Genomic DNA, 14,748 nt, shown 5'->3' on the forward strand with positions numbered 1-14,748 from the left:
ATGGTAATTCAAAAAAATGCTTCCTCTATTAAAAAAAGTCAAAAATTTCTCGATGTAAGCACTCTCTTTTACTCAATTATCTTTACTTCTCCATTTTTAATGATCAAACCACTTGGTTGGCTCCACTTCTAAATTAATGTTGATTTGTTTTACCTCACTAAACTCATCTAAACCAAAAGTTCCTAATCCGCGGCCAATTCCGCTCTGCTTATAGCCTCCCCACGGGGCTTCATTGTAGGCTAAATTATAGGCATTAATCCATGTAATTCCGGCTCTTATTTTCTTAATCACTCTTAAAGCCTTTGCACCGTCTTGGGAAAATACACCTGCTGCGAGGCCATATGGGGTATCATTGGCAAGCTGGATGGCTTCCGCTTCATCTTTAAACTTTTGTACAGTCAGTACTGGCCCAAATATTTCTTCCTGAACAATTCTCATGTCCGGTTTGGTATTAACAAATATTGTCGGCTCAACAAAATAGCCCTTTTCAAGCCCATTGCTTGTTATACGCTTGCCGCCGCAGGCTAATGTCGCCCCTTCTTCTATGCCATGTTGAATATATTGGAGTACCTCATTCATATGTGCTTCACTGACAAGGGCACCCATTTCTGTAGAAGGATGATCACCAGGACCGACTTGGATCTTTTTCGCTTTCTCTATCAGTCTATTGATAAACTTGTCGTGAATGCTCTCTTCAAGCAGCAAACGCGATCCTGCATTACAAACTTGACCTGCATTTACAAAAATCCCATATAAAGCATAATCCACTGCTGTCTCAAAGTCTGCGTCGGCGAAAACGATGTTAGGCGACTTGCCGCCTAGTTCGAGGGCAATGTTCTTAATATTTCCAGCAGCTGTTTTCATGATGCTTCTCCCCGTTGAGGTGCTGCCAGTGAATGAAACCATATCGACTTTATCGCTTTCCGCTATTTCATTTCCTACGGTTCCCCCACCGCCCATCACGAGATTGGCAACGCCATCTGGAATGCCAACTTCTTTGATAATCTCGAACAATTTGGTAGTGGTAACCGGAGTTATCCCGGCTGGTTTAAACACGACCGCATTTCCTGCAGCAAGTGCAGGGGCTATTTTCCAAGCTCCCGTCAGTAAAGGAAAATTCCACGGAGCGATCAGTCCACATACCCCTACCGGCTCTCGAACAACCATAGCCTGTACAGGACCAGAAACAGGATACGTTTGGCCATCCGGTTTTGTGACTAAACCGGCATAGTAGCGAAAACAATCCGCTGCGTCAGCAATGTCAAACTCTGACTCTTTAAGAGGTTTTCCGGTATTGGCTGTTTCAAGTTGGCTAAGCTCAGATACATTTTCTTCAATCTTCTCCGCTATTTTATATAAATAGGAAGCCCGTTCCGAAGCCGGTAAGTCCGACCAAATCCCAGAATCAAATGCTAGTCGTGCTGCATCAATAGCCATCTTGGCATCTTCTGCATTTCCATTGGGAGCCTCTGCAATGATCTTGCCGTTTGCCGGATTTACAATATTTTTCTTCTGTTTACTTGAAGAATCCATCCACTCACCGTTTATAAACATTTTCAACTTATGCAATTTGAAAAACCTCCAGTTCGTTATTCTTACTTTATAGCAATCTCATATCCATAAATAGCTAATTATGTACCCGCAGCAAGTGGGCATACGCATGTTTTCTGTAAACCATGGCGGCCGCCCAATTAAAACTCCCATCAAGCCGGCCGCCGATTCAAAAATTCTAGATCAACATTAATCTAGTTAAATTTTTAAATTAATGTTGTGTTTTTCGCCTCATAAGTCTTTTGAAATAATTCCAAATAATCTGCAGGTGTCACTTTTCGTGAATTAGCCTGTGTACACAAATGAACGGATGCCCCTTCAGCGAGGAATGGGAAATCTTCGGGATTGACATTACTTAAATCTCGAAAATCAGGAATGCCAATTTTACGTGCAAGCTCTTTTAACAATACAACACCATCATAGGCAGTTTCTTCTATTGTTTTCCCTTCTTTATTTGCTCCAAGTTTTTCAGCTACAATTGCATGCTTTTCCAGGTTTGAAGGAATATTAAATTCAAAAACATGAGGAAGAAAGATAGAATTCGCTACCCCATGTGGAGTATCATAAAGACCGCCGAGTGGTTCAGCCATAGCATGTACAGCACCAAGATCCGCGTTATCAAATGCCATACCTGCAATTAAACTGGCTACAAGCATATTTTTCCTTGCCTCTAAGTCGGTCCCATTTTCTACAGCTAACGGAAGGTACTTAGCAATTAATTCAATTGCATAAAGGCTGAGAGCATCGGAAATGGGTTCAGCAATATTGCTGGTATAAGCTTCGATAGCATGTGTAAGTGCATCCATTCCGGTAGCAGCAGTAATAGATTTAGGCAGAGTTAGAGTTAATTCAGGGTCCAAAATTGCTAGTTTTGGAGCCAATTTAATGTCAAGTATAGCCTCTTTCTGTTTTGTAACTGTATCTGTAATGACAGAACCTGTTGTAACCTCACTTCCGGTACCTGAAGTTGTAGGGATACAAATAAGGGGAGTTATTTCTCGCTCTAGTAAATTTAAACCGTAACGATCCCTAAGCTCTCCTCCATGGGTTAAAAGTGTACCAATTGCTTTTGCTGTATCCATCGAACTTCCGCCGCCAAGACCTATCAAAAGATCTATTTCCTCGTCTTTAAATTGTTGATAGGCTCTATGGCAATCTACATCTTTTGGATTAGGAGTAATTTCATCAAAAACAATATAATTGACACTTTCTTGGTCTAACGAATCGGTAACCTTTTGTAAAATTCCAGTTTGCGCCAGTCCTTTATCGGTAATAAGAAGTGCCTTTTTTCCTCCTAGCTCTTTTGCTCTTTTCCCAATATTTTTAACTTTTCCGTTCCCGAACTCTATAGATGTAGGTAGATTGAAATTAAAATCCCAGATCATCATTAATATCCCCTTTCAATTTTTCAAACAGTGTAATAGTAAGTGACTCACTCTCTTTTCCTCTTTTATATCTACTTCTCCATTTTTAATGATCAAACCACTTTGTTGGCTCCACTTCTAAATTAATGTTGATTTGTTTTACCTCACTAAACTCATCTAAACCAAAAGTTCCTAATCCACGGCCAATTCCGCTCTGTTTGTAGCCTCCCCACGGTGCTTCATTGTAGGCTAGGTTATAAGCATTAATCCACGTAATTCCGGCTCTTATTTTCTTAGTCACGCTTAAAGCCTTCGCACCGTCTTGTGAAAATACACCTGCTGCGAGGCCGTATGGAGTATCATTGGCAAGTTGGATGGCTTCCGCTTCATCTTTAAATTTTTGCACGGTAAGTACTGGCCCGAATATTTCTTCCTGAACAATTCTCATGTCCGGTTTGGTATCAACAAATATCGTCGGCTCAACAAAATAGCCCATTTCAAGTCCATTGCTTGTTATACGCTTGCCTCCGCAGGCTAATGTCGCCCCTTCTTCTATGCCAAGTTGAATATATTGGAGTACCTTATTCATATGTGCTTCACTGACAAGGGCACCCATTTGTGTAGACGGTTGATCACCTGGGCCGACCCGGATCTTTTTTGCTTTCTCTGACAGTCTATCGATAAACTTGTCGTGAATGCTCTCTTCCAGCAGCAAACGCGATCCTGCATTACAAATTTGGCCGGCGTTGACAAAAATGCCATATAAAGCATAATCTACGGCTGTCTCAAAGTCTGCGTCGGCAAAAACGATGTTAGGTGACTTGCCGCCTAATTCGAGTGCAATGTTTTTAATATTTCCAGCTGCTGCTTTCATGATGCTTCTGCCCGTTGAGGTACTGCCAGTAAACGAAACCATATCAACTTTATCGCTTTCCGCTAGTTCATTTCCTACTGTTGCACCACCACCCATAACTAGATTGGCAACGCCATCTGGTATGCCAACTTCTTCGATAATCTCAAATAATTTAGTAGTCGTAATCGGAGTGACCTCGGATGTTTTAAATACAATCGTATTTCCTGCAGCAAGGGCAGGGGCTATTTTCCAAGCTCCCGTCAGTAAAGGAAAATTCCACGGAGCGATCAGTCCACATACCCCTACCGGCTCTCGAACAGCCATAGCCTGTACAGGACCAGAAACAGGATACGTTTGGCCATCCGGTTTTGTGACTAAACCGGCATAGTAGCGAAAACAATCCGCTGCGTCAGCAATGTCAAACTCTGACTCTTTAAGAGGTTTTCCGGTATTGGCTGTTTCAAGTTGGCTAAGCTCAGATGCATGTTCTTCAATTTTCTTTGCTATTTTAAATAAATAGGTAGCCCGCTCCGAAGCCGGCAGGTCTGACCAAATGCCGGAATCAAAGGCGGTTCGAGCCGCATCAATGGCCATCCGGGCATCTTCTGCATTTCCGTTGGGAGACTCCGCAATGATCTTACCGTTTGCGGGGTTAACAACATTACTCTTTTCTTTACTCAAAGAATCCATCCACTCACCGTTTATAAACTTTTTCAGCTTCAACAATTTGAAAAAACCTCCTGTTCGTTATTCTTACTTTAACGATCTCGCTTTAAAAATAGGTAGCGCTTTCATTTTTCTTTATTTTCAAAATATTACACCTCCTTTAGATACATTTACTTACTTCAGTGTAAGAAACTGATTAAAAGTCTTCTACCTTTTGGGAAAGAATTTTTTCATTCACATCTTCTACCTCTTGAGGAATGATCTCTTCATCAAAATGAAACTCAGGAAGAGGCTTGCGAAAAAAGTTTGTCATATAAAGAAGATATGCTAAGCCACATATCACCCAAATGCCTCCAAGAATCAATGCCTCTATTTCTAAATGTGACCATAACCACATAGTAAATACTGCGCCCATGGACGGTAAAAATAAATACCTTATGCAATCGTTAAAAGATCGTTTCTGATTTTTTATAAAATAATGGGCGATGACAGATAGATTAACAGATGCAAAAGCAATGAGCCCTCCAAAATTGATAAACTTGATAACTTGCTCCAAAGTTAACACGACGCCTAGTAAAGAAATTATTCCTATCACGATAATACCGTGTGACGGTGTTTTAAATTTGGGATGAATATAACCAAATAGATTTTCAGGCAATACTGAATCCCGGCCCATTGCATATAACACACGTGATGCGCTTGTAATTGAAGCAACTCCTGAAGAAAAGTTACCAATAATTACCGCAGTAATAAATAATGATTTGAATAGGTTTCCTCCTACAAGTATAGCGATTTCCATGGCTGCTGAATCAGTGTTTTCAAATGAAAAACCCGGAAAGACCAATTGTGCTAAGTAGGAAGAGCCAATATACAAAACCCCTATTAACAGCAACATTATGATAATAGCTCTTGGGATGGTTTTTTCAGGATTGATTGTTTCCTCTGACAAGGTAGTAAGTGAGTCAAAACCAAGAAAACTAAAACAAAGAATTGAGGATCCTGCTAAGATTACTGACAAGGGAACCTCTGAATTGAATAATGGTTTACTCGAGAAAAGAGTGCCTGTCCCTACTCCATCTAATAAATTTTTGACGGTTAATATCCAGAAAAGACTAACGAAAATGATTTGAGCAATAACGAAAATTTTACTTGCAGATGCTGATGTCTTTACCCCTAGAATGCTCGGTACAACTATGATAGAAGTTAAAAGAATAATCCACACATAATGTGGAATCCCTGGAAACACTGCACTTAAAAAGACAGTGGACATCAAACACGTCACCATAGGTGTTAACATATAATCAAGCATAATTGTCCAACCAACAATAAACCCAACTTTAGGATTAATAGATTTTTGAGTAAATGTATAAGCTGAACCTGAGATAGGGTATGCTTTTGCCATCTTTCCATAGCTGAGTGCTGTAAAAAATATTGCTAGAAATGCAATACTATACGCACCCGTAATTACACCATGTGAGGTTACGGTAGCTATTCCATAGGTATTAAAAAATACCATGGGGTTATTCCAAGCAATCCCTAAAAAAACAACCTGTGACAAAGTAAGTGTTCTAGCAAGTTTTTTCCGTTTCATAATCAGCTCCCCCACATTTATAAAGAATACTCAGAAGATTTGAATTATTGTGTATTTTGATTATAAAGGTTGTTGTAACACAAAGGTCAACACCTGTATTATATTTTTTAAGGGGGCGATTAAACTGAAAGAAAAATTAACTATTGGTGAGATGGCAAAGTTACGAGGGATGACTACGGAGACCTTGCGCCATTATGATCGGATTAACTTATTCAAGCCGCAATATATCGATTCACATTCGGGATATCGCTACTATTCTATTTTCCAGTACGAGGTTTTAGGAACCATTAAAGAATTACGGCAACTTGGAATGAGTACGGACGAAATAAAGGATTATTTCAATGAACGTAATTTCAGTAAGTCTTTAGACATTCTTAAAGTCAAACACGCAGATCTTGTTTCAAAGCTAAATGAATTAACTGACTTGGAAGAAAATATCCAGAAAAAAATTGAATATTTAGATCAAATATCAAGAGAAAAGGAACTACAAACAGTCATGTTCCACAAAATAGGAGCCAGGAAATTAATTACATTGAATGAAAAAATCAATAATAATTTAGAGCTCTGTTATGGAGTTATAAGGCTAGAAAATATGCTTGCTGAGAAGTCACCAATTCTGGCCAGTAACAGACTAGGAATTCTCATCCAGGAAGCAGATCTTAAATCTAAACGTTTTGAAGAACCATCAGTCATTTTTGTTGTGGCAAAAAATAAAGAAAAAATACCAAAGCAGCACCAAAGAATCATTCAGGCTGGGTTGTTTGCGTGTATCCGTTATAATGGGGAATTATTATGGAACCGAAGTGAAAGCTTGAGTAAAATAATGGATTATCTTGATGAAGGTGGTTATCAAATTACCGGCGATGCGCTGCAAATTATGCATGTTGATATTACGATCACAGATAAACCAAACGAGGTTACCTTTGAAATTCAAGTTCCCGTTCAAAAGGTCTGACCTATTTGCGCAGGACAAATGTTTATGTGTGTGGTTTAGACAAAAAAAATAGGAGTAGAGGTTCTGGTGCAAGAAATCTATGAAACTTTGACATACTGATACCACTAATCTAAAAAGGATGTGGATTATATTTCATCCGTTAAAGAAGAATAGTTAATTATTAAAAAGAGGGAAAGAAGATAAAATGTTTTCCCAAAATTAGCACAGAAAGACTATTACTAAGAGAAATGACAAAAGAGGATGCAGAAGGTATTTTACTTGCATTTCTAACGAAGATGTAACACGTTTTTATGAGCAAGAAACATTACAGAATATAGACAAGCAGAGAGATTGATAGATTTTCTTTCAAAAAAACTATAATGAAAAAAAGACGCATTCGCTGAGGGATTGAAAGTAAAGATGCCAAAGATATAATTGGAACAATTGGCTTTAATTCTTGGTCTACTTTGCATAAAAAAGAAGAAATAGGTTACTAAATCCACCCATAGCAGTGGAGAAGAGGGTATACTTCAGAAGCAGAATAGTTTGATTAATGCATCTCGGTAATAAAGTCGTTTTTAATTTTTAATGCTAAAAAGTAAGAGCCTTTGTACTTACCGTAACAAAGGCTCTTTAAAGTTAATTAAAAAGTTTATTAAAAGAGAAGCTAAAATATTCTAATCGCACTTTTCCCTTCTCCCCCATAGGTATCATCGTTAGTTATTGCCATGATGTCCGAGATTGGGATTGTCACTTTGGAAAACTGCCATTTAATGATCAAATTTTCATTTATTTTTTCAATTTGAATTCCAATCAAAATAAGTCCCTCCTTAATGTTCCTGGTTAATTTCAACATTTATCATCCACTTTTTTATTAATGACTACTAATTTATTTTTATAGAATTCTATTTTAAGCATATAAGTTAACTTGATAATAGAGGGAATATGTTCATACGATGTTCTGAGAAACTAATTCTTTACTATAAACATTTTTTTATCCATTAAAAGGCCCCTCTCGATGGAGAAGAGCCTTTTATGATTGCACTTAACACTTAACCTTCAAGCTGCTTTTTCTTACTTAAAAGCTGTAGGAATTCCCTATCCAATTCCTCCTTTTCCTCTTCATTCATAACCCTTGAAAGTTTCCCAAGTGTATCGATGATTTGCACTTCAATCATAAGAAGTTCATCCTGTTTAACTTGATGGCCATCCATGCCCTTATCCAATTTTGTTGATTCCTGGTTGACAGTTCTTACTCTCAGAGGTTCATCCTCGAGTGAAAGTACATGCGTTGCAAGTGATTGGATCAATGAACGATCATGACTCACAAAAACGATTGTTCCTGGATATGCTTTTAACACTTCGATTAAAGCCTCTTTCGTATTTATATCCAGGTAATTTGTAGGTTCATCCAAAACCAATACATTATAGTTTCCCAAAAAAACTTTTGCCAGCGAGGCCCTGACTCTTTCCCCACCGCTTAAGAGTGATACTTGTTTGTGAACGTCATTTTCTTTAAAAGCCAATCGTGATAATAATGTACGAATGAAGGCTTGATTGTAGGGACTATCCTCCAAAATATTTTCAAGTACCGTTTTACTTTCATTCAAATTTTCTTGTTGTTGTGCAAAAAATCCTATCTTTGCCGGCTTCGCGACATATATATCTGTGTGACGTTTCACTATCTTTTTCAGTAATGTCGATTTTCCTGAACCATTTTGACCATTGATGGCGAGTCTGCATGCCAGGGGAACATCGCCATAAATATGTTGTTTCAGCATTCTAGAACCGACCTTCAGGGAACAGCCATTAAATCGAATGACCCTTTTGCTGTGCAGTGATGGAAATTCTGAAATATCAAAAATGATAGGAGGATCTTCCCGCGGTTTTTCTTTTTTTGCTAATTTTTCGATCCGAGTTTCAATCGCTTCAGCAGAACGGTTCAGTTTCGCTTTTTGTTTCCCAGCGCTGCGTTTATGCAGCCTTGCTTCTGAATTGCCCATTCGTTTAGGGGCTTTCCTAATTGAATCAGATTTGCCTTGCAGGTTTTGTGCAGCCTGTTTCAATCTATTCTTTTCGCGAGTATACTCTTCAAATTCCTTCTTTTCTTTTTCTGTTTTTGCTTGCTTCTGCTTTGTATACGCTTCGTAATTCCCTTCATATACAGTAACCTTGCCTTGCTCAACTTCCCATATTGTTGTACAAAGATGATTTAAGAATGCCTTATCATGTGAAGTAAGCAATATAGCGCCATTAAAAGACTTTAAATCCTTTTCCAATTGTTCAATTCCGAATACATCTAAATGGCTAGTAGGTTCATCCGCAATCAATACATCCGCATTGGAGGTCAGGGCAGCGGCGATTTTTCTTCGAGTCCGTTCGCCGCCGCTTATCATTTCTTGATCCTCATCTGGCAGTTTCCATATACTCGTTAATACTCCGCTTATTTCTTGTTCATTTTCCTCTATCTGTGGGATATAGCTGACTGTTCCATAGCTTTCTATATGACCGGAATCTGGTTCATTAACGCCTGCTAATATAGAAAGCAGAGTCGTTTTGCCTTCTCCATTTCTACCAACTAAACCAACACGGTCATGACTGTATAGATGAAGTGAATCAACGGAAATAACTTCACGGTTCCCGTAGCTTTTCTTTAAATCATTCGCCTTTAAAAATAACATGAAAAATCCCCCTCTATTTTTTCTAGAGAGAGATCGCCTGTTACTAAATTAATATACATAAACCAAATATACCTCTCCTGATTTCGATACCAGAAAAAGTATTTGTATATGAATTAGTACCTATAAACGAACAGACGAATCCCATCTCTAAACATAATCATTAAAAATCTCACATGGGTATCTAAAAAGATTCTTGTTCAAATGAAAAATTGACGCTCACTTAGAACTCACCAATAAAATCGGTAAGCACACAAAGTGACGCACACTTGCATTGAACATACCTAACCGTTTACACCCATTGAAATAGATTTAGATTTACTGTTTATTAGATAAGATTACTGCTTCATTGTATAAGGTACCTTTTCCTTCCAATGTAATAAATTAATGATTGCACATTATTATATGTTTGTAAAGCTAATATATACCCGCTTTTCTTAATGCTCAAAAAAAAAAGAGTTCATTAATTAGGTTCTACATGCACATGAACATCGTATACTCCATGATTCTTCATCATCACTTTTTCTACATGGGTCGCAATATCATGAGCTTCTTTAATATCCAACGTAGAATTGACAAGGATCACAACATCAATCACTTCATTATTCCCGTAATTCCTCCCTTTAATTTCTTTTATCCCCTTGACTCCATTCAGATTTGTAATTACATCCTTATAAAGTTGAATTTTATTTTCATCAAATCCGTCAGAAAGTTCATGGGAGGCTTGAATGAATATATCCCAGGCTGTTTTGCATATTAATAGTCCAACAATGATGGCAGTTAGGGAATCCAGCCAAGGCATTTTTAATTGGGAGCCGAAAATCCCTATAGCTGTTCCGATACTTACCCAAGCATCGGAAATATTATCTTTTGACGCTGCCAGAACGGCTTTACTGTTAATCTTAATAGCAAGCTTTTTATTATACCGATATACAAAATACATAGCTATTGCTGATAAAACGCCTACATACCCTGCCATAATGTCAGGTGATTCTTTTCCACCTTTTAGCATGGAAGCAACTGCATCTATTAAAACTTGTAAACCAACAGCAAACATAATAAATGAAGCAACCATCGAAGCAATCGTTTCACTTTTCCAATGGCCATAACCATGATCTTTATCGGGGGGTCTTTGAGCCAGCCTTAATCCGATCAGTACAGCAATCGAGGCGATAATATCAGTGGTGTTGTTCAAACCATCCGCCTTTAATGCAGCTGAGTCACTTATGTATCCTATAGCCAATTTCATGATTGATAGACAAATATAAGCAATGATACTAATGATTGCACCACGTTCGCCTAATTTGAGGTCATTATATTTTTGTTCTTCCATTCAACTTCCCCCCACAATTAAGTACATGAATATAATATCAACTTAAAAATGGGTGGGTCTATAGCAACCTTTTTGTATCGTTTTATATAAGTAAGTGCTAGATAACTATGTTGCATTCGGTAAACTATCTGAAAAGAATAATATTTACGGAAACTTGACAAAAAGCCCAGCATGAAATAATCTTGCATCACGCCGCAAAATAACGAGCTAAGTGAGATTTAAATCGTTTTTTCGACTGTAAAACAAAATAAAGTTCCTCTTTCATTTGATTGTAAATTATATTTTATTTGCAGGATCCTTGCTATGTCCTCAATTATTTTTAAACCAAGCCCTCTACTTTTACTATCGATAACAAAACCAATTCCATTATCCTTGATAATCACCACATTTTTTTCAATGGTTATCTCAAGTTTGTCAGCCTTCGAGTGCTTTAATGCGTTTTGAAAAATGTTATCAAATAACCTTTGGAGCCATAACGGCAATGAATATAAAAAATATATTCTTTAATACTTTAAATAATCTTTTCATAGTATTCTCCTTTCAAGTTATATTGAAAGGATATGATTTAAAAATAAACTTCTCATTAATTTTCATTGAATATTTTCGCTTTTCACTTAAGATAAGCCATCATTTGTTCATTTTGAGGAGAATTCATCTTCAATAACCAGGGAATTAAAAAGTCACTTCACTAGTAAACTTTAATTATTACAAAAGAAAAGGGCTGCTCCAACGCAACCCCCACCATGAAATAAAACATCCCTAATTAGGGAATGAAGTTCTTATTTAGCTGCCCGTCCCTAATTCCTATGTATAAATAATATTATACGCGGATTTAATCACTCCGTTTTGATATTGTTTCATTTCAACTAAATCTAATTTCAGACCTGGCTTAACACTGCCAAAAAGAGGGATACCTTCACCGATGATGATTGGATTCACTTTCAGCACCAATTGATCTATGAGTTTATGTTTCAACAACGTTCCAGCCAATTCGCCGCCCCCGCAAAGCCATAACTTACCGTCACTTTTCTGCCTTAGGTCTTCAATAAAAGCTACGGCGTTTCCTTTTATAAGTTCTACTTCCTCGTTCGATTCAAACTGAAGGGAGTTCGAGAAAATATAATGTTTCAAACCCTTATAGCCTGGTTCACCCGGTTTAGCTCCGAATTGAAATCCAAATTCATACGTTTTTCTTCCCATCAACACTGCTTCATATTGCTGGATATCGGATAAAAAGTCTGGGACATGATCACCTTCAAATAAGAAAAGTGTTTGATCGATATTCCCATCCAAAAGAGCTTGGTCGGCAATGAAATTGTCCAGTGAAACCGCTACATGATATACCAATTCTGCCACTTAGTCATCCCTCCAAAAGTGATTATACATTTTACATGAACAACGAGTGTCCCATCACCTTTTGTAAATGGTATCAGATAACCATATCTATTATTCTTTTGATATGATCTTCATTTATTTCGACACCCACTTGAGTACAAAGATATTTATTTAGTCTAAGGAATTCTGGGATCATACCTCTCAACGTTTTAATAATTTCATTTGAATTACGTCCACAACTCCAACTTTCTAAAAGGGATAATTGTTTTTCATCTAATTTACTTATTTTGCCCTCAATTTTCGACCAAACTCCATAGGGCCCATCTATATGTTCTCCCATTTCCATATACCACCCAGACACAATCAGCCACCGTATCCTATCAAGATTGGATAGTGCATATAACATTTCTCTCCTCATAACGGCTCTGTAGGTTTCATGGACAAAAGCAAGCAGCTTTCCTCTCCAATGTTCAACTTCATCTGGTGAAGGTTTATACACTTGCTTTGCTGATTCCTCAATAACATGTCCCATAATATGAAAGGGATCATAAATGACTTCAACCTCTTTTAACCAGATGGAAGGTACCATTTCCTCAGGTGAGTGATACCAGCTATCCACTTTCACAAAGGTATCATAATGAGTTACGACATACGGTGAAGAAGGATTGTAGTCTTCGTGAAATGAAACATTTCCCCAGTTATTGGCTCTATCCCTTTTTCCTTTAAAAATTCTGCTTTCCTTTCTGAAATAACAATGGTGTGCAAATCTATATCAGAGTAATGATCATAGTTTCCTTTTGCTAATGAACCGGCTAGGTAAATAGCTAAAACATCAGGATCTGCTGATAGATCCTTTAATGCCTTTTTCAAATGAATATCGCGTTGTTTCGGTAAAAATACATCTCTTTCTTTATGTTTACTGACAAATCCCGCACACAGAAACCATCTCCTTTTTTTGTAAAAACCTTAAATGTAATATATTCGTGCATCAGGAGAAAAAACCTTCCGCTGAACAGGCTTATTAAGGAAATTAAGAGCTTCCGAAAACTTTTTAGGCTTTTATTAGTTTCTTGGCCAGAGATCAAGGCCCCACTTCACCTTGCACAGGCTGTCTGTAAATATTTTCTTTCCTGGACCGATTTTCAATTTTACAATCAGTTTTCTATATTGTGGAATAGCCCCTATCCACGTTCTTCCCTATGTGATATTATTTTGAATATTAAGATAGAGGGAGGCGCCATTCCATGTTTCTTGCAAATACACCTGAACCACCCTATTACGCTTGTATTTTCACTTCTCAAAGAAACGATAGAGATGCTACAAGCTACAATTCAACCGCTGATTTCATGGACGAACTTGCCGCCCAACAAGATGGCTATTTAGGAGTCGAAAGCGTAAGAGATCAAAACGGAGTAGGAATTACAGTATCCTATTGGAAATCCCTAGATGCCATTAAGCTTTGGAAAGAAAATGCTGCCCACAAAAAAGCACAAGAAAAAGGAATGAAAGATTGGTACTCGTCATACACAACCCGAATTTGCAAGGTTGAAAGAGATTATTCAATCAAGTAAGCAAACTAAGACTTCATGTACATAGATGTTGTGTTTATGAATTTTCAGCTATAGAAAAAGACCGCTTTTTAGCGGTCTTCACACTGTAATAAGAAAATGTCATTAAGATCTTCTTTTATAAGTGAGTACATATATAAATCATCGAATTTGCCACAAGTATATTCATAATGCCTCAGCATTCCTTCTCTTCTAAATCCTTGTTTTTCCACTAGTTTATAGGATGGGCTATTAGCAGGTTCAATTAAAGCTTCTATCCTTTCCAGGTGAAAGTGACGATAACCATACTTTACAACGGCTTCCAATGCTTCACTTGCAATGCCTTTTCCCCAATGATCTTTATTTAATTCATATCCAATTTCAGCTCGATGATGTTTGGTGACCATATTCAGGAAACCACAACTGCCTATAACCTTACCGGATTCTTTTAATGTAATTCCCCATCTAATTCCTGTACCTTCTTTGAATATAGATTCGTACCACTTAATTTCATCCCATACTTCATTTTCTGATTGGCATGGATACAACCCCATTGGCTTCACGACATCTGTATCAGATAGGTATGTAAACATATCTCCAGCATCCTCTATTGTAACTTTCCTTAAAATCAATCGGCGTGTTTCAATAAGCGGAAATGCTTTTTCCATCCAAATCCCCTCCCCCCAAGTCCCTTTTTCCATTCTTTACTATTTCAATCATTACCTAATTAATGCCGATAATCAACTCTTTATCGCTGTAAGAATTATTGAATCCTCGTTAATGTTAATAATAAAAAGGCGTTCTACTTTTGTAGAAACGCCTCAGTTTGTAGACAAAAGGGGTTCGGAATTAAAAAATTCCGAACCCCTTTTTGAGATTCCCTTTGAATTTTTGCC

13 protein-coding genes and 1 pseudogene are annotated in these 14,748 nt (G+C 37.5%); 2 read left to right on the plus strand and 12 right to left on the minus strand.

Annotated elements, in window-relative coordinates:
• Positions 1–96 precede the first annotated feature (96 nt).
• The 4 genes from ACFX4L_RS16575 to ACFX4L_RS16590 all read right to left on the minus strand — a co-directional run bounded on the left by ACFX4L_RS16575 (position 97) and on the right by ACFX4L_RS16590 (position 6,025).
• The gene (locus tag ACFX4L_RS16575) at positions 97–1,569 is read right to left on the minus strand and encodes an aldehyde dehydrogenase family protein (protein ID WP_377385291.1); all 1,473 of its coding nucleotides are present in this window, start codon (positions 1,567–1,569) and stop codon (positions 97–99) included.
• A gap of 188 nt (positions 1,570–1,757) precedes the next feature.
• Positions 1,758–2,939: an iron-containing alcohol dehydrogenase gene (locus tag ACFX4L_RS16580; RefSeq protein ID WP_286141139.1), complete on the minus strand. Its 1,182-nt coding sequence runs from the start codon at positions 2,937–2,939 to the stop codon at positions 1,758–1,760.
• 82 nt (positions 2,940–3,021) lie between these two features.
• Entirely contained in the window at positions 3,022–4,494 is a 1,473-nt protein-coding gene (locus ACFX4L_RS16585; protein WP_377385288.1) for an aldehyde dehydrogenase family protein, read from the minus strand.
• 136 nt (positions 4,495–4,630) lie between these two features.
• A complete protein-coding gene (locus tag ACFX4L_RS16590; protein WP_377385286.1) occupies positions 4,631–6,025 on the minus strand; it encodes an APC family permease in 1,395 nt (464 codons plus the stop codon).
• 49 nt (positions 6,026–6,074) lie between these two features.
• On the opposite strand from ACFX4L_RS16590, the gene ACFX4L_RS16595 reads away from it, so the two are divergent.
• Complete coding sequence (locus ACFX4L_RS16595) at positions 6,075–6,980, plus strand: MerR family transcriptional regulator (RefSeq protein WP_377405680.1); 906 nt, start codon at positions 6,075–6,077, stop codon at positions 6,978–6,980.
• Between the two features lie 646 nt (positions 6,981–7,626).
• Here ACFX4L_RS16595 and ACFX4L_RS16600 read toward each other — a convergent pair.
• The 7 genes and pseudogenes from ACFX4L_RS16600 to ACFX4L_RS16630 all read right to left on the minus strand — a co-directional run bounded on the left by ACFX4L_RS16600 (position 7,627) and on the right by ACFX4L_RS16630 (position 13,175).
• The gene (locus ACFX4L_RS16600) at positions 7,627–7,776 is read right to left on the minus strand and encodes a SunI/YnzG family protein (protein ID WP_155727281.1); all 150 of its coding nucleotides are present in this window, start codon (positions 7,774–7,776) and stop codon (positions 7,627–7,629) included.
• A 235-nt stretch (positions 7,777–8,011) separates the two neighbouring features.
• Positions 8,012–9,640 carry a ribosomal protection-like ABC-F family protein gene (abc-f, locus tag ACFX4L_RS16605; protein ID WP_377385283.1) on the minus strand — a complete coding sequence of 543 codons (1,629 nt, stop codon included), beginning with the start codon at positions 9,638–9,640 and terminating at the stop codon, positions 8,012–8,014.
• Between the two features lie 460 nt (positions 9,641–10,100).
• On the minus strand, positions 10,101–10,970 hold the full coding sequence (locus ACFX4L_RS16610) for a cation diffusion facilitator family transporter (protein WP_089365108.1): 870 nt from the start codon (positions 10,968–10,970) through the stop codon (positions 10,101–10,103).
• 218 nt (positions 10,971–11,188) lie between these two features.
• A pseudogene (locus ACFX4L_RS16615) lies at positions 11,189–11,446 on the minus strand (ATP-binding protein); the annotation flags it as partial.
• A 328-nt stretch (positions 11,447–11,774) separates the two neighbouring features.
• Positions 11,775–12,326 (minus strand): dihydrofolate reductase family protein, encoded by a 552-nt coding sequence (locus ACFX4L_RS16620; RefSeq protein ID WP_377385281.1) that lies wholly within the window; start codon positions 12,324–12,326, stop codon positions 11,775–11,777.
• Between the two features lie 73 nt (positions 12,327–12,399).
• Complete coding sequence (locus tag ACFX4L_RS16625) at positions 12,400–12,930, minus strand: hypothetical protein (protein ID WP_377405682.1); 531 nt, start codon at positions 12,928–12,930, stop codon at positions 12,400–12,402.
• Between the two features lie 17 nt (positions 12,931–12,947).
• On the minus strand, positions 12,948–13,175 hold the full coding sequence (locus tag ACFX4L_RS16630; protein ID WP_377405684.1) for a nucleotidyltransferase domain-containing protein: 228 nt from the start codon (positions 13,173–13,175) through the stop codon (positions 12,948–12,950).
• Between the two features lie 374 nt (positions 13,176–13,549).
• Here ACFX4L_RS16630 and ACFX4L_RS16635 point away from each other — a divergent pair, with 374 nt between their 5' ends.
• Positions 13,550–13,876, plus strand: coding sequence for an antibiotic biosynthesis monooxygenase family protein (locus ACFX4L_RS16635; RefSeq protein WP_377385278.1), 327 nt, complete (start codon positions 13,550–13,552; stop codon positions 13,874–13,876).
• A gap of 68 nt (positions 13,877–13,944) precedes the next feature.
• On the opposite strand, the gene ACFX4L_RS16640 is transcribed toward ACFX4L_RS16635, so the two are convergent.
• Entirely contained in the window at positions 13,945–14,520 is a 576-nt protein-coding gene (locus ACFX4L_RS16640; protein ID WP_377385277.1) for a GNAT family N-acetyltransferase, read from the minus strand.
• Positions 14,521–14,748: the final 228 nt, after the last annotated feature.

It is taken from the genome of Peribacillus sp. YIM B13482 (assembly GCF_042787975.1).
GTDB lineage: Bacteria > Bacillota > Bacilli > Bacillales > DSM-1321 > Peribacillus > Peribacillus simplex_A.